Consider the following 21,119-nt stretch of genomic DNA (forward strand, 5'->3'; position numbering starts at 1 on the left):
CTAGATCAGGCTCAGCGCTTTCGAGCCTTGACCGGCGGGGTCATGTACGTCGTCCGGCTCGGCGTCAGCCCCAGACGGACCGAGCTCTCCAACCACGTGATCGCCGACGCCGTCGGATCCACAACCGGAACGTGAATCCCTTTGCCATGCAGCCTGTCTCGGACTGCACTGGTCACACCGAGCATCCCGGTGCAACCGAGAACGACGGAATCGGCCTCGCCGTTCTGCACTGCCGCAGACGCCTGAGCGGCCAGTCGATCAATCAGTTCCTCCCGATCGGTGAGGCCCAGCACCGGCATGTCCACGACTCGAATACTGCCCAGCCGACTATCGAGCCCATACCGCCGAGTGAGCGATCGGAGCATCGGCACGACGTTCGGCAGGATGGTCACGACACCGACGCGATCGCCCAGACTCATCGCTGTCAGAAATGACGGCTCGAAGCCGCCGACCACCGGTGCGTCGATGATCTCTCGGGCGGCATGCACTCCGGGATCGGCGAAACACGTGATGAATACACCGTCGACGCCGTCGACTGCCGCCTCTTCGACCCGCTGCACGATCCCGGGGCCGGCCAGTGCCTCGTCGTACTCGGACTCGATGCTCGCCGTGCCAGAGAGCAGTGACACGACATCGACCGTCGTGCCGGGCGCCGCCCAGTGCTCCACCTCGTCTGTCACCGCCGGAGTCAGTGTGGTGTCGATGACCGGGCGAATCACTCTGATGTGCATGAAACACTCCCCTGCTTTCGGATACGCCCGAGGTTATCGATGCAGCACAGCTGGGTGAATGTGTTCAGTGCCTGGCGGTGCGGTGTTGGATGGGCATAGCGCACATGCTGCTTCTGCGACACGCCGTGGCACGGCTTCTACGACACGCCGTGGCACGGCCTCTACGACACCGTGTCGGAGATCGCAGGGCGAGGCACTATAGCTCTCAGGTACCGTCTTAGTGTGTCCAAGAACGCTACTAAACGCCGACCTGCGCTGATTCTGCTGGTCATCGTGTCAGCTGCCGGCTGCCTCTCGCTCGGCTGGTGGCAGTGGGAGCGCTTCGAAGCCGTCGGAGGCACCGGACAGAATCTCGGGTACGCGTTCCAGTGGCCGCTGTTCGCGGCGTTTGTCGTGTACGCGTATCGCAAGTTCGTTCAGCTCGAAGACGTGGACCCCGAAGAGGCCGAAGCCGAGGAAGCCGCCGCGGAGCCGCGTGAGATTCCCGCCGACCTCTTGCCGCAACGCCCGCAGGCCGAGTTCGACGATGTGAACCTCGACGTCGACGACCCTGAAGCCCGCCAAATGCTGGAATACAACGACTACCTTGCGCAGCTCGCCGCTCGCGAGTCCGATAGGAGCACGACGTGAGTACCGGTTCGGAAGCGAGCATCGCTACCCCCGCAGTCAACGCAGAAAAGCAGAAGAAGGTTGCGTCGGCGCTCGTCCGATACCGCGTTCTCGCCTGGATCACCGGCCTCTGGCTGCTGTTCCTGACCGGTGAGATGGTCTACAAGTACCTGATTCTCGACAATTCGGCGGACGCACCGTCGTGGTTGTTCTACATCGGCCAGATCCACGGCCTGTTCTACATGCTCTATCTCGTGTTCACGATCGACTTGGCGATCAAGGCCCGGTGGAAGCCCGGTACGACGGTTGCCACCGCGCTCGCCGGCACGATCCCGTTCCTGTCGTTCGTGTTCGAGCACAAGCGGACTGCCCAGGTGAAGCAGGCTTATCAGCTCTGAGAGTTTCGAAAAGTAGAGCCCTGAACGCAGACGCGTTCAGGGCTCTACTTTTCGGATTCGGTTCAGCCGGCCAGTGCCGCCAGCGCCGGAACGAGCTGCACGAGCGCGCGCCCTCGATGTGACGCCGCATCCTTCTCGGCCGGGGTGAGTTCTGCGGCAGAGCGGGTGTCGCCGTCCGGACGGAAGATGGGGTCGTATCCGAAGCCCCCGTCGCCGGCTGGTTCTCGGCCGATCACCCCGCGCCATTCGCCGCGCACGACAGTCTCGTCGCCGCCGGGGATCACCAGTGCACAGGCGGAGACGAATGCCGCGCCGCGCCGCTCGTCTGGCACGTCTCCCAGCTGAGCCAGGACAAGCGCCGTGTTGGCGCCGTCGTTTCCGTGAGTGCCCGACCATCGCGCAGACAGCACGCCGGGCATACCGTTGAGTGCATCGACCTCGACACCGGAATCATCTGCGATGCAAGGCATTCCGGTTGCCGCCGCGCCGTCACGCGCCTTGGCGAGTGCATTCTCCTCGAACGTCGCCCCGGTCTCGGGAGCCTCGGGGAACGGCGGCACCTCGTCGAGCCCGACCAGTTCGATTCCGTTCACTCCAGCGGCGTCGAGCACCCGGTGAAGTTCCTTCAGTTTCTTGGCATTTCGGCTGGCAACCAGTACTCGTACGCTCACAGCTCACGCACCGAACTTCTTTTTGGGTTCCGGATTCTTCGGTTCGGGTAGCACCCCGGGATACGGCTCGGCCAACGCTTGACGCTGGATCTCGAAGAGTTGCTCACAACCAGCCAGAGCGGAGTCGAGCAGCTTGTCCAGCGTCGAGCGTGGGAACGTGGCGCCCTCACCGGTTCCCTGGATTTCCACCAGCGTGCCGGTATCGGTGGCCACGACATTCATGTCGACCTCGGCGCGCGAATCCTCTTCGTACGGAAGATCGAGGCGCACTCGTCCGTCCACGACGCCGACGCTGACGGCCGCTATGCCACACGAGATGGGCTGAGGGTCGGAGAGCAGGTCGGCTGCGCGCAGGTACGTCACGGCGTCGACCAGGGCCACGTACGCCCCCGTCACTGCCGCGGTGCGGGTGCCGCCGTCGGCCTGGAGGACATCACAGTCCAGGGCGATGGTGTTCTCGCCGATCGCAGCGAGATCGATGCAGGCCCGAAGTGATCGGCCGATGAGTCGACTGATCTCCTGCGTACGGCCGCCGACCTTGCCCTTGACCGATTCGCGGCCACTGCGCGTGTGCGTGGCGGCGGGAAGCATCGCGTATTCGGCTGTCAGCCAACCCAAGCCGGAGCCCTTGCGCCAGCGGGGTACACCCTCTTCGACGCTGGCCGTGCACATGACGCGAGTGTTCCCGAACTCGACCAGAACGGATCCGGCCGGATGACTGGTGAACCCGCGGGTGATCTTGACCGTGCGGAGCTCGTCGTCCGCCCTACCGTCTTCTCGTGTAGTCACCTTCGTGAGCCTAGCGGTCGCCCGGTCGGCACTGCATCGAATGTGAGGGGAATCAGATGTCGTAGACGCTTCCGGCGGAGACGGCATGGACCGGTCCGGAGAATTCGGATTTCGCTTCGGCGATCACGTCTTCGCGGGAGGTCCACGGCGGGATGTGCGTGAGGAGAAGTTCCTTGACGCCGGCGAGGGCAGCCACACGGCCGGCTTCCTTACCGGAGAGGTGAACTCCCTCGGGGCGATCCGGACTGTCGGTCCACGAAGCTTCGGAGAGCAACACGTCCGCTCCACGGGCGAGTTCGACGACGTTGTCGCACATACCCGTGTCACCGGTGTAGACGAGCACGCGGCCGTCGGCGCCGGTGATCCGGAAACCGTAAGCCTCGGGTGGATGATTCATCCGACGGGCGACGACGCTCAGTTCTCCGAACGTCACCGGCTCGTTCTCGGCCCAGAGCCGGACGTCGATGGTGTCGGAGATGTCATCCATCTCGCCGGCGCACTCGGCGGAGGACACTCCGATGCGGCAGGCCGTGTCGGTGGGGCCGTAAACCAGAGCCCGCCCGACCGGCGGGTTGGGGTGATAGCGACGCCAGACGAGCAGGCCGGGCATGTCGAGACAGTGGTCCGCATGAAGGTGCGAAAGCAGGATCGTCACCTCGCCCGGATCGGCGTATCGCTGCAACGCCCCAAGAACTCCCGGGCCGAAGTCGATCACGAGCGGCGGAGTTCCCGGTGCCGTGAGCAGGTATCCCGAAGCCGGTGAATCCGGACCCGTGACGCTGCCGGAACACCCCAGGACGGTCATGCGCATACCGGTCATGCTGCCACGTCTACCCGTCTGGAAAAAAGCTCTTGGTGGTTTTGGCGCGTCGAAGTCACACCGCAGCGAGGGTGTGACCCACGTCCGTTCAGAAACTCGGTGGTCGGACGGCCGGCGCCGACCCTGCGCGCTTGGCCCTCTCCCTCGACGTCAGCGCCCAGGCGGCCACCACGCCGCCGATCGCTCCGAACAGATGTCCTTGCCAGGAAACCCGTGGATCGCTCGGGAGAACGCCCCACAGCACTCCGCCGTACACGACGAAGACGGCAACGCCGATCAGGATCTGTGTGAAGCTCCGCGTGAAGAACCCGCGCACCAGCAGGTAGGTGACCCAGCCGAAGATCAGCACGGACGCACCGACGTGATTCGAGTTCGAGCCGGCGAACAACCAGGTCCCGACACCGCCGATCACCCAGATGATGCCGGTCGCCGCGAGTCCGCGCGCAATTCCCGACACCAGCACGAGGAACCCGAGGATCAGGACCGGAATGGTGTTGGCAATCAGGTGAGCCCAGTCGTCGTGCAGGACCGGGGCGAACAGGATTCCCCACAGGCCGTCGAGCGTGCGCGGGGTGACGCCGGCGTTCTGGACGTTCTGACCGGAGATGACATCTACGATCTCGATCACGTAGAGCAGGATCGCGAAGCCGCCCACCAACACGGCCGACTGCTTCCACACCGAGGGCGGACCGGATTTCGGTGCCGGCGTCCGGGTGCCGAAGTCCGGATTGTTGAAATCCATCGTCATCGTGTGCGTCCTCCACGGTCGATCCGGTTTTCTGATTCGGTCACTCGCGACCAGGCTCAATTCGAGATTACCGCCGATTCCAGGAGTGCTGCCTAGAGAAATGCCGACGGAAAGAGCTCGCGGTAGCTCGGGATTCCGGCTACCGACGTGGCGTCGAGAATCGCTGTGACGATCGCACGTTCGACGACCTGCGCCGAAGCCGCGCACACCGCGTCGAGTATCGGCAGATCGTTCGGGAAAGCGGCCGGAACTGCGATCTCCGAATTCGGAGTGTGATCGCCGGTGGCGAGCGCAAAGATCGTGTCGCCGTCGAGTGGCGAATGCGCGGGCCGAATCGCACGAGCCAGACCGTCATGCCCTGCGACGGCGACGCGTCGGCACCCGGCTTTTGTCAAGGCGGCGTCAGTGGCGACCACACCGATCGTGGTGTTGAGGACTGTTCCCTTGGCTGCAACGGCGTTGGCCGCCGCGAGTTCGGACGCGTCGGGAAGCCTGAGCCCGAACGACTCCGCCCCGTCCGAGCCGACGCCCCACGGCAAGCCTGTTCTGGGATCGAAGACCGAACCCACCGGGTTCGCCACGATCAACGCGGAGACCGTCGTACCCTCGGCCGGGCCGTCGGCGATCACGACGCTGGCCGTTCCCACCCCACCCTTGAGCGCTCCGGCTCTGGCACCTACCCCGGCGCCGACCGTGCCCGTGGCGAATTCGCGCGAAGCGGTGTCGGCAGCGAGGAATCCGAAGTCTCCGGTCGGACGAACGGTCCAGTCCCCCACCGGCAGATCGAAGATCACGGCGCCGGGCACGATCGGTACCACCTGACCAGGAGCACCCATCGCGATCCCGCGATCGTGTTCCTCGAGCCAGCGCATCACTCCATCGGCCGCGGCAAGTCCGTAGGCACTACCGCCGGTCAACAGCACGGCATTGACCTGCTGGACCGAATGGCTCGGGTCGAGTAGGTCGGTCTCGCGGGTACCCGGACCGCCGCCGCGGACGTCGACTCCGGCAACCACACCGGCCGACGCGAGCACGACCGTGCAGCCGGTGGCTGCGCCGCTTCCGAGAGTGGCTCCCTCGTCGAGCTTGTGGTGATGACCGACAGCGAGGCCGGCGACATCTGTCAGTGAATCAGTGGGCCCGGTCCGCGTCGTGGTCATGGCATGAGCGCCTGGACGAGGGAGTCCTGCATCCACGTCAACCAGTGATAGACGTCGAGATGCGGGGCGCGCGGGTCGTCGGGTTCGAGGCTCTCCGGGGTGTCGGCGTCGATGCCGAGATTGGTTCCGAGCGCGAGACGGACGTCGTTGAGCGAGGACAGCCACGCATCGGCCTGTTCCTGCGTGAGAACGACCTTGCCGCCGGCCTCCGGAAGCGAAGCCAACAACATGCGAGCGGACTCACGCTTGGCATCGATGATCTCGGGCTCGTGCAAACTGCGCAGCGCGCCGTTGACATTGGCGCCGGCGTCGTCGAGATCGTCACTGTCCGGAGCGACCTTGTCCGGATCGGTGCGCTGGAAGTCGGGAAGCAAACGCGCCAACACCGGATTGTCGGGTGTCTCCGAATTTCCGGTACGAAGGCCCGTCAGCGCGGCGAGCTCGTCTTGCGGCGCCGAAGACGCGCGCTCGTCGAGAAGCCCGGCCACCGACTCCACGAGCGAGCGCAGAACCGCCGCCTCGTGGCCGTCCATCTCGGACTTGAACTTCACTCCGCCGAGTGAACTCTTCCTACTCCACGTCCGCACGCGTCGGACTCCCGTCTACGAGTTAGGCGAACAAATCGGTCGAAAAAGTGCTTTTCTCAGGGCTTTTCTCAGGTGTCGTCGCGTTGCATCGTGGCCCAGAGACCGGCAGCGTGGAGGCGACGAACATCGGCCTCCATCTTGTCGCGCGAACCGCTCGAGACCACGGCCTTGCCCTCCGAATGGACCTGCATCATCAGGTCGGTGGCCTTGGCTTTGCTGTAACCGAACAACTTCTGGAACACGTAAGTCACGTAATGCATGAGATTGACCGGGTCGTCCCAGACGATGGTCACCCAGGGCCGATCTGCGGCTTCGATGGTCGCAACAGCCTCCGACTGCTCGGGCGTGGCTTGAGGAGAAGAAGCCGTAGCGCCTCTCATCGTTACGTTCGCCGAGTAAGTGCCGGACACGGTCGCGCCGCCGAAAACCATGTATCCAGGGTACGGCGCGACGAGAGGCGACAACACCCACCCACGTCGTCTCGCGCATAGAGTTGTGTGCGTGCCTACGCAAATTTCCGACATCCGCGACGCCGGTGCCAGCACCGCACTGCTCACCGATCAGTACGAACTGACCATGCTCTCGGCGGCTCTCGCCGACGGATCTGCCTTCCGCAACTGCAGTTTCGAGGTATTCGCACGGCGGCTGCCAGACGGTCGTCGCTACGGCGTCGTCGCCGGTACCGAACGCCTTCTCGACGCACTCGAGCAGTTCCGGTTCGGTGAACCGGAACTGGCGATCGTTGCGAGATTCCTCGACGACACGACCGTCGAGTGGCTGCGCAACTATCGATTCTCCGGTGACATCGACGGCTACCGCGAGGGCGACTTCTACTTCCCCGGCTCACCGATCCTCTCGGTCCGCGGAACGTTCGCCGAGTGCGTCATCCTCGAAACCTTGATTCTCTCGATCCTCAACCACGACAGCGCGATCGCTTCGGCCGCAGCCCGCATGGTGAGCGCAGCGGGCGGTCGACGGATGATCGAGATGGGCTCGCGTCGCACACACGAACAGGCCGCCGTCGCCGCTTCACGTGCCGCGTATCTCGCCGGCTTCGACGCCACCTCCAACCTCGAAGCCGCGCGGCGTCACGACGTACCCAGCGCGGGTACCAGTGCACACGCCTTCACTCTCCTGCACACCACCGAAGACGGTCCGGACGAGGCAGCGGCATTCCGCGGTCAGGTCGCGGCACTCGGCGTATCCACCACGTTGCTCGTCGATACCTACGACATCACCGAGGGTGTGAAAACGGCTGTCGCCGTTGCCGGTCCCGAGCTGGGCGGGGTTCGCATCGACTCCGGCGATCTTGGCGTTCTTGCTCGTCAGGTACGCCAACAACTCGACGATCTCGGTGCTACCAAGACACGCATCGTCGTCTCCGGCGACCTGGACGAGTACGCGATCGCGGCTCTGCGCGCCGAACCCGTCGACTCGTACGGCGTCGGTACTTCACTGGTCACCGGATCAGGCGCACCCACCGCAGGCATGGTTTACAAGCTGGTCGAGGTCGACGGAATCGCGGTCGAGAAGAGAAGCACCAACAAGGCATCTCGCGGCGGCGCCAAGAAGGCACTGCGTGTGGTTCGCCCGACCGGAACGATCGTCGAAGAAGTCATCTACCCTGCCGGCTCGCCCGCTCCGGTTTCCGAGGCGGACGGCGCGACCGAACTGCTGATCCCGTTGGTTCGCGAAGGCAAGGTCGTCGAGAGCGCACCGACGCTCGAAGAGAGCCGCGCAGTTCTGAAGGCTGGGCTCGTGAGCCTGCCGTGGGAAGGACTCAAGCTCTCGCGCGGAGACTCGGCTGTGCCCGTTCGATTCTCCGGAGGTGAGCACCAGTGAGTGCAAAAGCACTGATCGTCGTCGACGTTCAGAACGATTTCTGTGAAGGTGGCGCTCTCGCGGTCGACGGCGGCGTTGCGGTTGCGGCGGCCGTCAACGATTTCGTCAACTCCCACGAGTACGACGCCGTAGTCGCGACTCGCGATTTCCACATCGATCCTGGGGCGCATTTCTCCGAGACCCCAGACTTCGTCGACAGTTGGCCGATTCACTGCGTCGTCGGGACGGCCGGCGCCGAGTTCCACCCGGCGTTCGACGCTTCCGTCGCCGGTTCGGCGATCTTCTCCAAGGGCGCCTACAGCGCGGCCTATTCCGGTTTCGAAGGAGCAGCCGAGGACGGCACGACGCTCGAGGACTGGCTCCGCGCCCACAAGATCACCGACGTCGACGTGATCGGCATTGCCACAGATCACTGTGTCAAGGCCACGGCCATCGACGCGGCGCGCGCGGGATTCGCCACGACGGTCCTTCTCCCCTTCACCGCAGGTGTGTCGACTGCCACGATCGAGTCGGCATTGGTACAGATGCAGGAGGCGGGAGTGCAGCTGATCGGGCGAGACGAGGCGTCGTCGGAAGAAGACTCGAATGCCGGGGAACTACCCCGGGAATCATCCGTGGACGTTTCTGACGTAGGGATCCATTAACCTTCGTGGGTGGCCGATCAACTCCCGAACGTTCCCGAACTGCTCCAGACAGCGGTGCGGTCGCTCGGCGGTGCCGAGCGAACCAGTCAGCTGACGATGGCGTCGGCCGTGGCGCACTCGATCGACACGGGCGAGCATCTGGCCGTCCAGGCCGGCACCGGTACCGGTAAGTCACTCGCCTACCTCGTTCCGAGCCTGCGCCATGCGGTCGAGTCTGGGCGCACTGTGGTCGTGTCCACCGCCACCATCGCGCTTCAGCGCCAGCTCGTCGATCGAGATCTGCCACGGCTGGCCGATGCACTGAAGAAGCCACTCGGTCGGCGCGCCGAGTTCGCAATCCTCAAGGGCCGCAACAACTACCTGTGCATGAACAAGATCCACACCGGCGCGTCCGAACAGCCACCCGAGGACGAGTTGTTCGATCCGTTCACGGTCTCGCGTCTCGGCCGGGAGGTCGTCCGCCTCACCGAATGGTCGTCCGACACCGAAACCGGTGATCGTGACGAATTGGTACCGGGCGTATCCGATCAGGCGTGGAGGCAGGTCAGCGTCACCTCCCGCGAGTGCATCGGAAAGAACCAGTGCCCGGTCGGTGAGGACTGCTTCGCCGAGCGCGCCCGTGTCGAGGCGTCGAAGGCCGACGTCGTCGTCACCAACCACGCGCTGCTCGCTATCGACGCCATCACCGGCATCCAGATCCTCCCTGACCATGACGTCGTGGTGATCGACGAAGCCCACGAATTGGTCGACCGCGTCACCGGTGTTGCCACGGCCGATCTCACAGCTTCTTCGATCAGTGCCGCGGCCAGGCGTTGCGGCAAGATCGCCGAAGAGCAGGACGCCGACCGACTCGAAGCTGCCGGCGAGGGTTGGGCGGGGCTCCTCGAGGAATTGCGTCCAGGTCGATGGGAAGGCCTCCCGGACGGTGCGGCGCCCGCACTAGCCGCGATACGCGACGCGGCCTGGTCGCTGCGCACCGCGATCGGTCCGGCCAAACCGGGCATGGCAGCCGCAGACCCCGAAGCCGCTGCAGCCCGCAACGCTGCGCTCTCGTCCGTCGACGACGTCCACGACAGTGCCGTGCGTATTCTCACCGCCTTCGACGAACCAGACCCGGCCAAGCGCAAGGACGTCGTCTGGCTGTCCTCGGACGAGTTCCGCGGATCGGTTCGGCGCTCCGTCCGGATGGCTCCGCTCTCCGTCGGTGGATTGCTGCGCTCGCGACTGTTCGCCGAATCCACCGTCGTTCTCACCTCCGCGACGCTGACCGTCGGCGGATCGTTCGACGGTCTCGCCGTCAACTGGGGCCTTCCTGCGGAATCGTCGGTGCGCCCCGACTCGGGTACGGCCATCGGCACCGAAGCACCTTCTGACGCTTCGGCTTTCCGCTGGAACTCACTCGACGTCGGGTCGCCCTTCGACCATGCCAAGGCCGGCATCATCTACATTGCCCGCCACCTGCCCACGCCCGGCCGCGACGGCCTCTCCCCGGTCTATCTCGACGAGATCGCCGAACTCGTCGAGGCTGCCGGCGGACGCACCCTCGGCTTGTTCTCATCGATGCGCGCCGCCAAAGCCGCATCGGAGGCGATGCGCGAACGCCTCGACACCCCGATCCTGTGCCAGGGCGACGACGCCACCGGCACCCTCGTCAAGGCCTTCGCCAAGGACGAACCCACGTCACTGTTCGGCACGTTGTCCCTGTGGCAGGGCGTCGATGTCCCTGGCCCATCGCTCAGCCTCGTCATCTTGGACCGGATTCCGTTCCCGCGCCCGGACGATCCACTGTTAATGGCTCGCCAACAAGCCATCGAATCCCATGGCGGTAACGGCTTTCTCAGCGTCTCGGCCAATCACGCGGCGCTGCTCCTGGCACAGGGCGTGGGTCGCCTGCTTCGCAGCACCGACGACAAGGGCGTGGTGGCCGTGCTCGATCCGCGTCTGGCCACGGCGAGATACGCGGGTTACCTTCGCGCATCGCTGCCGCCCTTCTGGGAGACGACCAACCCCGAAGTCGTCCGCAAGGCGCTCACCCGCATCCGCGACTCACGTCCCTGAGCCAGTTCTCACGCGGACACAATTCTGCCCCGGTACCGACCGAACGGACCGGGGCAGAATGCAATACGTCAGACGCTCGGAGTGGTCACCAACCCGAGTTCGGACGCATCGACCAACAACCGGTGATGCGGCAGCACCCGCACGGTGTATCCCACGGAACCGGAGACCGGAAGCGCAACCTCGGCTTCGAAGATCTCGGTTCCGTCCTCGGCGCCGAAGTGTGTCATCGGGAACGTCACCACGTCGGTGAGCTCCTCGCCCGGGCTGACGCGTCCCAGGACTGCCTGGACCTGGACATCCGAGACCGACAAGCCGCCGAGGCGGACCTTGGCCTTCAACGAGATGGTCGCACCGATCTCCGGAGTGTCCGGCAAGCCGGAACCGTCCACCTGCTCGACGGCGACCGACGGCCACTGTGATTCGATGCGACGACGGAACTCGGCCACCTCACGCGCGCCGGCAAAATCGTCCGCCACTACCGCTCGAGCTGATTCCGTCGAAGGGGCGTAGTAGTCGACGGCGTAGTCACGAACCATGCGTGATGCCAACACCTTCGGGCCCAGATTCTCGAGAGTGTGGCGAACCCTCTCGACCCAGCGCGTCGGCAGATCGGCTGCATCACGGTCGTAGAACGTCGGCAGTACCGCGTGCTCGAGAAGTTCGTAGAGGGCGCTGGCTTCCAGATCGTCACGCCGCACGTCGTCGAGAACACCGTCGGCCGTCGGAATTGCCCACCCGTTCTCGCCGTCGTACATCTCGTCCCACCATCCGTCGCGAATGGAGAGGTTGAGTCCACCGTTGAGCGCGGACTTCATGCCGGAAGTGCCGCACGCCTCGAGTGGGCGAAGTGGGTTGTTGAGCCACACGTCGCAGCCCCAGTAGAGGTAGCGGGCCATCGACATGTCGTAGTCGGGCAGGAAGACGATGCGGTGACGCACATCCGCTTCGTCGGCGAACCGTACGACCTGCTGGATGAGTGCCTTGCCGCCGTCGTCGGCGGGGTGCGACTTACCGGCCACCACCAACTGCACCGGACGCTTCTCGTCGAGCAACATCGCACGCAGACGCTCGGGATCACGCAGCATCAGCGTCAACCGCTTGTACGTAGGCACGCGCCTGGCGAATCCGACAGTCAAGACGTTGGGATCGAAAACTCCAGTGGTCCAGCCGAGTTCAGCTTCGGTCGCGCCGCGTTCGAGCCACGACGCTCGGACGCGACGACGGACTTCGTCGACCAACTTGCCGCGCAACGCATTACGTGTCTCCCACAGTTCGGTGGCCGACAACTCGTGTAGGCGCTCCCAACCTCGCGCTTCTTCGAGTTGCTCCTGCCCCACGATCCGCCTGGCCACGTCCATCCACTCCGGCGCAGCCCACGTCGGAGCGTGGACACCGTTGGTGACCGATCCGATCGGCACCTCGTCGGCGTCGAATCCCGGCCAGAGTCCGTTGAACATGTCGCGACTGACGATGCCGTGCAACTTCGAGACGCCATTGGCTCGCTGGCCCAGGCGAAGACCCATGTGCGCCATGTTGAAGATCGACGGATCGGATTCGCGCCCCATCCCGACGATGCGGTCGACGGTCAGTCCGGGAAGCAAACTCGATTCGTTCTCGCCGTTCGCTCCGCCGAAGTAGTGACGGACCAGATCCGCCGGGAAGCGGTCGATTCCGGCGGGAACCGGAGTATGCGTCGTGAAGACCGTTCCGGCGCGGACCGCGGCCAGAGCCGAATCGAAGTCCAGACCGCTGGTGGTCACAAGTTCCCGAATCCGTTCGATGCCGAGGAATCCGGCATGCCCCTCGTTCATGTGGAAAACCTCGGGATCGGGCAATCCGTACGCCGCGGTGTAGGCACGCACCGCGCGGACGCCGCCGATACCTGCGAGGATCTCCTGCTTGATGCGGTGATCCTGGTCCCCACCGTAAAGACGGTCAGTGACGCCGCGCAGATCCGCGTCGTTCTCGGAGATGTCGGAATCGAGCAGCAGCAACGGCACTCGTCCGACCTGAGCGATCCACACTCGCGCACGCAGTACTCGTCCACCGGGCATCGCGACGTGAATGACAACCGGTGATCCGTCGTCGGACGCCGGACCTGCGTCCGTCAGCAAACGAAGAGGCAACCCTTGAGGGTCGTGCGGCGGGTAGTGCTCGGCCTGCCAACCGTCGGCGGTCAGCGATTGGCGGAAGTAGCCGGATCGGTAGAGCAGTCCGACGCCGATGAGCGGCAGCCCGAGGTCGGACGCGGCCTTGAGGTGATCGCCCGCGAGGATGCCCAATCCGCCGGAGTAGTTGGGCAGAACTTCGCTGACTCCGAACTCCATGGAGAAGTAAGCAATTCCGCCAGCCAACGATGTGCCCTTGGCCTGCTGGGACTGATACCAGCGCGGCGTGCTCAGATAGGCGTCGAGATCGGCTGCTGCAGTGTCGAGGTCACCGAGAAATGCCTCGTCACTGCTGAGTTCGTCGAGACGGGTGGGGTTGACTTCCCCGAGCATGCGGACCGGATCGAACTGGACTGCTTGCCAGAGTTCGGGGTCGAGTCGCGAGAACAGATCCTGTGTCTCGGGATGCCACGACCACCGAAGGTTGGTGGACAGGGGGCCGAGCGCGGCGAGGCGCTCCGGAATGTGGGCTCGGACAGTGAACCGACGCAAGGCTTTCACCCCGCGAACCCTAGTCGAGTTCCTTGCACTCTGTCCGGTGGAACCGAACGCCCGAGCCGACCTGACCACCGACAGACCCGAATTCGTCGTTATCAGCACTCCAGCGTCGCACCCACTACGGTTGAACCCGGCGAAAGAAAGTTTTACCGCGATCCATCATCAGAAATGGAGCTTCCCGTGTCAGGACGCCTCGGTATCGACGACGTGGTACCCGAGATCTCGGGTAACTATCCGGCAAAGGCCGTGGTCGGTGAAGTCTTCCCGGTGCACGCCACCGTGTGGCGAGAAGGCCACGACGCCATTTCCGCCACTCTGGTCGTGCGTGGTCCGCGCGGTACCAAGCCGCTGCGCATTCCGATGGATCCCGGGACCGAACCGGACACCGTCGACGCGGTGTTCACGCCGTCCGCCGAAGGTATGTGGTCGTTCCGGATCGAGGCGTGGAGCGATCCCATTGCCACCTGGAAGCACGCCGTGGAAGCAAAGCTCGCCGTCGGGCAAGGGGCGGCCGAGTTGGCCAACGACCTGGAAATCGGTGCGCGCCTGTTCGAAAAGGCCGCGCACGAAGTGCCGCGGGGCAACAGGTCCAGGCTCGAGGCCGTCACGGCGTCGCTGCGCAGCGATCAGGCGCTGACTGCTCGCGTCGCTCCGGCCTTCGCCTCCGACGTCGCCGAACTGCTCCGCGCTACTCCACTTCGCGAACTGGTCACCAAGGGCGAGTCCCACCCCGTCGTCGTCGATCGCAGCCGTGCGCTGTTCGGCTCCTGGTACGAGTTCTTCCCCCGTTCGACCGGTGGATGGGACGAGAACGGAGTACCGCAGCACGGCACGTTCCGCACTTCGGCCGAAGACCTGCCCCGCATCGCCGCAATGGGTTTCGACGTCGTCTACCTTCCGCCGATCCATCCCATCGGCGAGATCAACCGCAAGGGTCGCAACAACACCCTCACCCCCGAACCCGGCGACGTTGGTTCGCCGTGGGCGATCGGCTCTGCCGACGGCGGGCACGACGCTGTTCACCCCCAACTCGGCACGCTCAAGGACTTCAAGGCCTTCGTCGCTGCGGCCCGCAAGCTGGATCTCGAAGTGGCACTGGATCTCGCGCTGCAGTGCGCCCCGGATCATCCATGGGCTCAGAAGCATCCGGAGTGGTTCAACGTCCTTCCCGACGGCACCATCGCCTACGCCGAGAACCCGCCCAAGAAGTATCAGGACATCTACCCGATCAACTTCGACACCGATCCTCGCGGTCTGGACAAGGAAATCCTGCGCGTGGTCCGCCACTGGATCAACGCCGGAGTCAAGATCTTTCGTGTCGACAACCCGCACACCAAGCCGCCCAACTTCTGGGAGACACTCATCTCGGAGGTCAAGAAAACCGACCCCGACGTCTTGTTCCTCGCCGAGGCGTTCACTCGTCCGGCGCGCATGTACGGCCTTGCCAGGCGCGGGTTCACGCAGTCGTACACGTACTTCACCTGGCGAGTTGCGAAGTGGGAGCTCACCGAATTCGGGAACGAGCTGGCAGCAAAGGCCGACGAAGCCCGACCGAACCTCTTCGTGAACACACCGGACATCCTGCACGAGTCCCTCCAGCACGGTGGGCCCGGAATGTTTGCACTGCGAGCAGCTCTCGCCGCCACCCTGGCGCCGACGTGGGGCGTCTACTCCGGTTACGAACTCTACGAACATCAAGCCGTTCGCCCGGGCAGCGAGGAATACCTCGACTCCGAGAAGTACGAACTTCGTCCGCGCCGTTTCGCCGAAGCGGCAGCGCGAGGCGAATCTCTCGAGCCGTGGATCACCGCACTCAATCGCATCCGGCGTGCACACCCGGCCCTGCAGCAGTTGCGGAACCTGCACTTTCACCACATCGACAACGACGCGTTGATCGCCTACTCGAAGTTCGACGCCTCGACCGGTGACGCCGTCCTGACGGTGATCAACCTCAACCCGTTCGCGGCAGAAGAGGGCACCGTCTGGTTGGACATGCCGGCGCTCGGCCGGGAATGGCACGACCACATGACCGTGCTCGACGAGGTTACCGGTGAGCAGTTCAATTGGGGCCAGGCCAATTTCGTCCGCCTCGAGCCCTGGCGTTCGGTGGCGCACGTCCTCGCGCTCCCACCCGTTCCGTATCCGGCCCGGATCTCTCTGGCCTACCAAGCTCGCAATGCGCACCGCGCAGGTGGAGGCAAGTGATGCCAACCGAAAAGTCCCCTTCGGGTATCGCGCCGGACAATCACGATCTGGAACTGTTGGCGCGCGGTGAACATCACGATCCGCACAGTGTTCTCGGCGCCCATCCCCACGCCGACGGCACCGTTCTGCGAGCGTTGCGTCCCAACGCCGAGTCCGTCAGCGCCGTCATCGGCGGCAAAACCTTTCCTCTCGAACATGTTTCGAACGGGATCTTCGCGGCTCTGGTCCCCTACCCCGACCTGATCGACTATCGCTATTCCGTGACGTACCCGGGTGGCCACACGGTTCTCGCAGCCGACCCTTACCGATTCCTGCCGACTCTCGGTGAACTCGACCTTCACCTGTTCGGCGAAGGTCGGCACGAACGACTGTGGGACATCCTCGGCGCACATCCGCGTTCGTACGAGACACCGGACGGACCCGTCGACGGCACCTCGTTCGCCGTCTGGGCTCCGGCCGCCCGCGGCGTGACCGTCGTCGGCGACTTCGACGGGTGGAGTGGGCAATTCGCCCCCATGCGAGTCCTCGGCTCCACCGGGGTCTGGGAACTCTTCCTGCCCGACATCGCAGTCGGTTCGCTGTACAAGTTCCGGGTCCACGGCCACGACGGCTCGGTTCGCGACAAGGCCGATCCCATGGCATTCGGTACCGAGGTACCGCCGGCGACGGCGTCGCGAGTGACCACCAGTTCGCACGAATGGAACGACGCGGCCTGGCTGGAAACCCGCGCTGGTGTCGACCCTTCGCAGTCCCCGATGAGCGTGTACGAGGTGCACCTCGGATCGTGGCGTCCGGGACTCGACTACCGGCAGATGGCCGAGCAACTCGCCGTCTACGTCACCGAAACCGGATTCACCCACGTCGAACTGCTGCCCGTCTCCGAGCATCCGTTCGGTGGATCGTGGGGGTACCAGGTCACCTCGTACTACGCACCGACCTCCCGCTTCGGCACCCCGGACGACTTCCGCTGGTTCGTCGACCACCTGCACGCCGCAGGGATAGGCGTCATCGTCGACTGGGTTCCTGCACACTTCCCCAAAGACGAATGGGCGCTTGCCCGTTTCGACGGAACGCCGTTGTACGAGCACGCCGATCCGCGTCGCGGCGAGCAGTTGGACTGGGGCACATACGTATTCGACTTCGGTCGCCGCGAGGTCCGGAACTTCCTCGTCGCCAACGCGCTCTTCTGGCTCGAGGAGTTCCACATCGACGGACTGCGCGTCGACGCCGTCGCATCGATGCTGTACCTGGACTACTCACGTCCGGAAGGTGGATGGACTCCCAACATTCACGGTGGCCGCGAGAATCTCGAAGCTGTTGCGTTCCTGCAGGAGATGAACGCCACCGTCCACAAGAACCACCGAGGAGTCGTCACCGTCGCCGAGGAGTCGACGGCGTGGCCCGGAGTCACTCGGGCGACCAATGTCGGTGGCCTCGGGTTCAACATGAAATGGAACATGGGGTGGATGCACGACACCCTCGGATTCCTCGGTCACGACCCGGTGCACCGGACTTACCACCATCACGAGATCACTTTCTCGCTGATGTACGCGTGGAGTGAGAACTACCTGCTACCGATCAGCCATGACGAAGTGGTGCACGGCAAGGGAACTCTGTGGACCCGGATGCCCGGCAACGACTTCGCCAAGGCGTCCGGCCTACGCTCACTGCTTGCGTACATGTGGGCGCATCCGGGCAAGCAACTGCTGTTCATGGGACAGGAGTTCGGTCAGAGCGCGGAATGGTCCGAAGAACGCGGCCTCGACTGGTGGCAACTCGACGATCAGTACACCGGCACTCTCCACCGCGGCGTCCAGCGACTGGTCGGAGATCTCAACTCCGCGTACCGACGCCATCCGGCGATGTGGACCCTCGACACCTCCCCCGGCGGATACTCCTGGATCGACGCCAACGACACCGAGAACAACGTCCTCAGTTTTCTGCGTTACGGTACTGACGGTTCGATTGTCGCCTGCCTGTTCAACTTTTCGGGCAGTGAGCACTCGAGCTACCGCGTCGGGCTACCAGAGCCCGGCCGATGGGTGGAAATTCTCAACACCGATGCCGAGGTGTATGGCGGCTCCGGAGTCGGGAACCTCGGAGCGGTCACGGCAACGTCGCGTTCGTGGCACGGTCGGCCAGCCTCCGCACAGGTGGCGCTGCCAGCTGCTGGAGCGATTTGGATAAGTCTGGAGCGTTGATGGTCGGCCGGCGAGTAGTCATTGTCACGTCGTCACTGTTCGCAGTGGCCGCACTGCTCGCCGGTTGTGCCAGCGGAACGAACGGGCACGCCGTCTCGATCTATCACGATCCGTTCCGCGTCGCCGGACTCGACGCAACAGCAGGCCCCAGCGGATTGCGCCCGGGAGCCCCCAATGCCGACCGAGAAATCACCGGTACCGACGGCGGGGACATCGACGCCCTGGCGGCCAACGCCATCACCGACATCGAAACTTACTGGGCCGCCGAGTACCCGGCTCTGTTCGACAAGCCCTTCGAACCGGTTGACGAGCTGATCTCGTGGGACCCCACCGAATCGAACGGCCCGGACTTCTGCGAAGAGACCACCGAAGAACTCATCAACGCCGGGTACTGCAGCATCGATCACACCATCGGTTGGGATCGCGAACTGCTACTGCCCGAGGTACGAGAGAAGTTCGGCGAAGTGGCCGTCGCCTTCATCTTCGCGCACGAGTACGGCCACGCCGTACAACGCAAAGCCGGGATCGTCGGCGGCAAACGAGATGCGGCCCTGGTGCGAGAACAACAAGCCGACTGTTTCGGTGGTGCCTTCTTGCGGCACGTCGCCGAGGACAAGGCCGCACACTTCACGATGAACACCTCCGACGGCCTCAACAAGGTGTTGGCCTCGGCCGTCGCCATCCGCGACGAAGACCCTAATGATCCTGAGAGCCACCATGGTTCGGCGTTCGAGCGCGTCACCGCCACTCAGATCGGCTTCACCGACGGCGCCGGCGCCTGCGCGAAGATGGACGCCGACGAAATCGAGTCACGACGCGCAGACCTCCCGCAGCAATTCGCCGAAGGCAACGACTCCGGAGAACTGCCCGTCACCGAGGCAACGCTCGACGAGTTCGTAAAGACATTCCAAGCGATCTTCGATCTACCCGAGCCGCCGAAGGTCGTGTTCACCGGCGCAGACACCGGGTGCAGCGACGCCGTTGCGACCGAGCCCGTCTCGTACTGCCCGTCGACGAACACCATCGGAATCAGCGTCGACGACCTGGCCGAGCGCGGCACGCCGGGTCGCGTCGGACGGCGCGAGTTGATCCAGACCAACATCACCGGTGACTACAACGCCTACGTCCTGCTCGCGTCGCGGTACACCCTCGCGATGCAGAAGGAGAACGGCCAATCGCTCGACACTCCGCAAACTGCCTTGCGCGCCGCCTGCCTGTCCGGCGTCATCACCGCAGCGCTCAGTCCCACCAACGCTGCGGCGTCCGGAGCTCAAGTCACACTCTCCCCCGGCGACCTCGACGAAGCCGTATCGGGGCTGCTGACTGACGGCCTCGCCGCCAGTGACGTCAACGGTGAGACGGTGCCGAGCGGGTTTGCACGCGTAGACGCGTTCCGGACCGGCGTACTGGGTGGCCGGGAAGTGTGCGACAGCCGCTACACGGAGTAGCGGCTGCCGGTCCACACGTCAGTAGAGAGCAGAAGCCAACTTACGTCGGGCCGCGATGACGATTGGTTCTGCCGGGTCGAACAGTTCGAACAGTTCGAGCAGGCGCGTCCGCGCTGCGGCCTTGTCGTCGCCGGCAGTTCGCGATACCACCGAGATCAAGCGCGCGAACGCCGCCTCGGGTTGCTGGGCGAACATTTCCAGGTCGGCCGCAGCGAACTGCAGTTCGAGATTGGACGGATCAGCATCCGCGGCCGCGATCGACTCGGGATCGACGCCCTGAACCCGGGCCATGAACTTCACCTGGCGGACAGCGCTCTTGGCCTCCGCATTGTTGGGTTCGGCGTCGAGAATCATCTGGTACGCAGCGATGGCGGCGTCGAGATCGCCCTCGTCCAGCGCGGTTTCAGCGGCCACGAAGCGAGGATCCTCGACCTCCTCCACCGGTTCGTCCCCGTCGGACACCGGCCCACTCAACTTGCCCTCGACAGCTTGGAGCACTGCGTCGAACCACTGACTGAGCTGCGCCTCTGGCTGAGCACCCTGAAAATCGGCCAACGGCTGACCAGCCGCGACGGCAACAACCGTCGGCACCGACTGGACACCGAATGCCTGCGCGATGCGAGGACTCACGTCGACGTCGACGTTGGCAAGAATCCACTTGCCGCCGGCGCGCGCCGCCAATGATTCGAGAACTTCGGTGAACACGACCGAGGGCTCGTATGCGCGGCCACCGATGTTGACGATGACCGGCACCTGGCTCGACTTCAGCAGGACTTCGCTTTCGAAGTTCTCCTCGGTCACCTCGATCACTGCCCCGGAGACAGCAGAAACGGCCCCGTCGCCGCTGGTGTTACGCGGCGGTGGTGGGGCCGTGGCCCGCTCTTTGAAGGCGGACAAGTCGACTGCGCCGCTCATGGCGGCAGCAACTGCGGACGAACGCGCGGGGGGCCTGGAACCTGGTCGAGTCACGACTCCCAGTTTGTCACGAGTTGCGCGAAGCTACGTAGAGGGATGCAGCACTCAGACGAGCGCCGCGTTGCCCTTGGACGCCTCGAACTCCGTGGACAGCTCGCCGAGCTTGCCGTTTCGCACTGCCCAGCGTTCGAATATGACGGTGCCGAACGGGGGAACGCTCGAGATCAGCGCAAGGATCGTGGTCTTGATGTCCCACTTGAGCGACCACGCAGTCAGCAGAGCAACAACGATGAACACCAGGAAGCCCGCGGTGCCGTGGACCATTCCGGGGATGCGAATCGCTTCTTCGTGTCCGAGGACCCACTTGAAGAACATGGCAACCAGCAAGGCCGCCCAGGTCACAGCTTCCCACCACGCCACCAGACGGAAGCGTTTCGCGGGAGTGGATACGTCAAAGATGTTCGCCATGAGGCCATTGTGCCCGAACAACTACGACGCCCCGTAGTTGTGTGAGCAAAACCACGGGGCGTCGCAGAGCGAGAGCGCTCGTTCAGGTGTATTTAGACACTCAAGCCTTGGGGACGCGGATGATGAGTGCGTCGCCTTGTCCGCCGCCGCCGCAGAGTG

The 21,119-nt window shown here is 64.5% G+C and carries 19 protein-coding genes; 8 read left to right on the forward strand and 11 right to left on the reverse strand.

The window, feature by feature from the left end; all coding sequences use genetic code 11:
- Positions 1–11: 11 nt before the first annotated feature.
- A complete protein-coding gene (locus QMA15_RS28265; protein ID WP_019749146.1) occupies positions 12–731 on the reverse strand; it encodes an aspartate/glutamate racemase family protein in 720 nt (239 codons plus the stop codon).
- Between the two features lie 222 nt (positions 732–953).
- On the opposite strand from QMA15_RS28265, the gene QMA15_RS28270 reads away from it, so the two are divergent.
- The gene (locus QMA15_RS28270; RefSeq protein ID WP_279163994.1) at positions 954–1,361 is read left to right on the forward strand and encodes a transcriptional regulator; all 408 of its coding nucleotides are present in this window, start codon (positions 954–956) and stop codon (positions 1,359–1,361) included.
- On the forward strand, positions 1,358–1,738 hold the full coding sequence (locus tag QMA15_RS28275; protein ID WP_003945334.1) for a DUF3817 domain-containing protein: 381 nt from the start codon (positions 1,358–1,360) through the stop codon (positions 1,736–1,738). Before QMA15_RS28270 ends, QMA15_RS28275 begins: the two co-directional genes overlap by 4 nt.
- Before the next feature lie 62 nt (positions 1,739–1,800).
- On the opposite strand, the gene rdgB is transcribed toward QMA15_RS28275, so the two are convergent.
- The 7 genes from rdgB to clpS all read right to left on the reverse strand — a co-directional run bounded on the left by rdgB (position 1,801) and on the right by clpS (position 6,893).
- The gene (rdgB, locus tag QMA15_RS28280) at positions 1,801–2,409 is read right to left on the reverse strand and encodes an RdgB/HAM1 family non-canonical purine NTP pyrophosphatase (RefSeq protein WP_279163995.1); all 609 of its coding nucleotides are present in this window, start codon (positions 2,407–2,409) and stop codon (positions 1,801–1,803) included.
- Positions 2,410–2,412: 3 nt separating this feature from the next.
- Positions 2,413–3,198 carry a ribonuclease PH gene (gene rph / locus QMA15_RS28285; protein WP_003945332.1) on the reverse strand — a complete coding sequence of 262 codons (786 nt, stop codon included), beginning with the start codon at positions 3,196–3,198 and terminating at the stop codon, positions 2,413–2,415.
- A gap of 52 nt (positions 3,199–3,250) precedes the next feature.
- Complete coding sequence (locus QMA15_RS28290; protein WP_007733274.1) at positions 3,251–4,009, reverse strand: cyclic nucleotide-degrading phosphodiesterase; 759 nt, start codon at positions 4,007–4,009, stop codon at positions 3,251–3,253.
- A 97-nt stretch (positions 4,010–4,106) separates the two neighbouring features.
- Entirely contained in the window at positions 4,107–4,766 is a 660-nt protein-coding gene (locus QMA15_RS28295; protein ID WP_020908272.1) for a rhomboid family intramembrane serine protease, read from the reverse strand.
- 92 nt (positions 4,767–4,858) lie between these two features.
- Positions 4,859–5,926, reverse strand: coding sequence for a P1 family peptidase (locus QMA15_RS28300; RefSeq protein WP_020970034.1), 1,068 nt, complete (start codon positions 5,924–5,926; stop codon positions 4,859–4,861).
- Complete coding sequence (locus QMA15_RS28305; RefSeq protein WP_020908274.1) at positions 5,923–6,513, reverse strand: DUF2017 domain-containing protein; 591 nt, start codon at positions 6,511–6,513, stop codon at positions 5,923–5,925. The genes QMA15_RS28300 and QMA15_RS28305 overlap by 4 nt, the downstream gene beginning before the upstream one ends.
- A gap of 68 nt (positions 6,514–6,581) precedes the next feature.
- Complete coding sequence (clpS, locus tag QMA15_RS28310; protein ID WP_029255695.1) at positions 6,582–6,893, reverse strand: ATP-dependent Clp protease adapter ClpS; 312 nt, start codon at positions 6,891–6,893, stop codon at positions 6,582–6,584.
- Between the two features lie 121 nt (positions 6,894–7,014).
- Between clpS and QMA15_RS28315 the strand changes: the two genes are divergently transcribed.
- From QMA15_RS28315 to QMA15_RS28325, 3 genes are read left to right on the forward strand one after another with little or no spacing between them, the layout of a single operon-like run.
- Complete coding sequence (locus QMA15_RS28315; protein ID WP_021344775.1) at positions 7,015–8,355, forward strand: nicotinate phosphoribosyltransferase; 1,341 nt, start codon at positions 7,015–7,017, stop codon at positions 8,353–8,355.
- Positions 8,352–8,999 (forward strand): nicotinamidase, encoded by a 648-nt coding sequence (locus QMA15_RS28320; RefSeq protein WP_279163997.1) that lies wholly within the window; start codon positions 8,352–8,354, stop codon positions 8,997–8,999. The genes QMA15_RS28315 and QMA15_RS28320 overlap by 4 nt, the downstream gene beginning before the upstream one ends.
- A gap of 9 nt (positions 9,000–9,008) precedes the next feature.
- Positions 9,009–11,057 (forward strand): ATP-dependent DNA helicase, encoded by a 2,049-nt coding sequence (locus QMA15_RS28325; protein ID WP_019749155.1) that lies wholly within the window; start codon positions 9,009–9,011, stop codon positions 11,055–11,057.
- A gap of 68 nt (positions 11,058–11,125) precedes the next feature.
- On the opposite strand, the gene glgP is transcribed toward QMA15_RS28325, so the two are convergent.
- Complete coding sequence (glgP, locus tag QMA15_RS28330; RefSeq protein ID WP_279163998.1) at positions 11,126–13,726, reverse strand: alpha-glucan family phosphorylase; 2,601 nt, start codon at positions 13,724–13,726, stop codon at positions 11,126–11,128.
- A gap of 177 nt (positions 13,727–13,903) precedes the next feature.
- Between glgP and QMA15_RS28335 the strand changes: the two genes are divergently transcribed.
- The 3 genes from QMA15_RS28335 to QMA15_RS28345 are packed head-to-tail and all read left to right on the forward strand — an operon-like array spanning position 13,904 to position 19,577.
- On the forward strand, positions 13,904–15,928 hold the full coding sequence (locus tag QMA15_RS28335; RefSeq protein ID WP_279163999.1) for an alpha-1,4-glucan--maltose-1-phosphate maltosyltransferase: 2,025 nt from the start codon (positions 13,904–13,906) through the stop codon (positions 15,926–15,928).
- The gene (gene glgB, locus QMA15_RS28340; protein WP_031331511.1) at positions 15,928–18,129 is read left to right on the forward strand and encodes a 1,4-alpha-glucan branching protein GlgB; all 2,202 of its coding nucleotides are present in this window, start codon (positions 15,928–15,930) and stop codon (positions 18,127–18,129) included. Before QMA15_RS28335 ends, glgB begins: the two co-directional genes overlap by 1 nt.
- Positions 18,129–19,577 (forward strand): neutral zinc metallopeptidase, encoded by a 1,449-nt coding sequence (locus QMA15_RS28345; protein ID WP_021344780.1) that lies wholly within the window; start codon positions 18,129–18,131, stop codon positions 19,575–19,577. The genes glgB and QMA15_RS28345 overlap by 1 nt, the downstream gene beginning before the upstream one ends.
- Before the next feature lie 18 nt (positions 19,578–19,595).
- Here QMA15_RS28345 and QMA15_RS28350 read toward each other — a convergent pair whose 3' ends face one another.
- Together QMA15_RS28350 and QMA15_RS28355 are read right to left on the reverse strand one after the other, a co-directional pair.
- Complete coding sequence (locus QMA15_RS28350) at positions 19,596–20,492, reverse strand: tetratricopeptide repeat protein (protein ID WP_041815045.1); 897 nt, start codon at positions 20,490–20,492, stop codon at positions 19,596–19,598.
- Positions 20,493–20,597: 105 nt separating this feature from the next.
- Positions 20,598–20,960: a DUF3817 domain-containing protein gene (locus tag QMA15_RS28355; protein ID WP_020908283.1), complete on the reverse strand. Its 363-nt coding sequence runs from the start codon at positions 20,958–20,960 to the stop codon at positions 20,598–20,600.
- Positions 20,961–21,119 lie beyond the last annotated feature (159 nt).

This window comes from Rhodococcus sp. APC 3903, assembly GCF_030407755.1.
Taxonomy (GTDB): domain Bacteria; phylum Actinomycetota; class Actinomycetes; order Mycobacteriales; family Mycobacteriaceae; genus Rhodococcus_F; species Rhodococcus_F erythropolis.

Bases quoted from the DNA above. Each gene is read 5' to 3' on its own strand.
- QMA15_RS28265 (WP_019749146.1), bottom strand. From the start codon at position 731: ATGCACATCAGAGTGATTCGCCCGGTCATCGACACCACACTGACTCCG.
- QMA15_RS28290 (WP_007733274.1), bottom strand. From the start codon at position 4,009: ATGCGCATGACCGTCCTGGGGTGTTCCGGCAGCGTCACGGGTCCGGAT.
- QMA15_RS28295 (WP_020908272.1), bottom strand. From the start codon at position 4,766: ATGACGATGGATTTCAACAATCCGGACTTCGGCACCCGGACGCCGGCA.
- QMA15_RS28300 (WP_020970034.1), bottom strand. From the start codon at position 5,926: ATGACCACGACGCGGACCGGGCCCACTGATTCACTGACAGATGTCGCC.
- clpS (WP_029255695.1), bottom strand. From the start codon at position 6,893: ATGAGAGGCGCTACGGCTTCTTCTCCTCAAGCCACGCCCGAGCAGTCG.
- glgB (WP_031331511.1), top strand. From the start codon at position 15,928: ATGCCAACCGAAAAGTCCCCTTCGGGTATCGCGCCGGACAATCACGAT.
- QMA15_RS28345 (WP_021344780.1), top strand. From the start codon at position 18,129: ATGGTCGGCCGGCGAGTAGTCATTGTCACGTCGTCACTGTTCGCAGTG.
- QMA15_RS28350 (WP_041815045.1), bottom strand. From the start codon at position 20,492: ATGAGCGGCGCAGTCGACTTGTCCGCCTTCAAAGAGCGGGCCACGGCC.
- QMA15_RS28355 (WP_020908283.1), bottom strand. From the start codon at position 20,960: ATGGCGAACATCTTTGACGTATCCACTCCCGCGAAACGCTTCCGTCTG.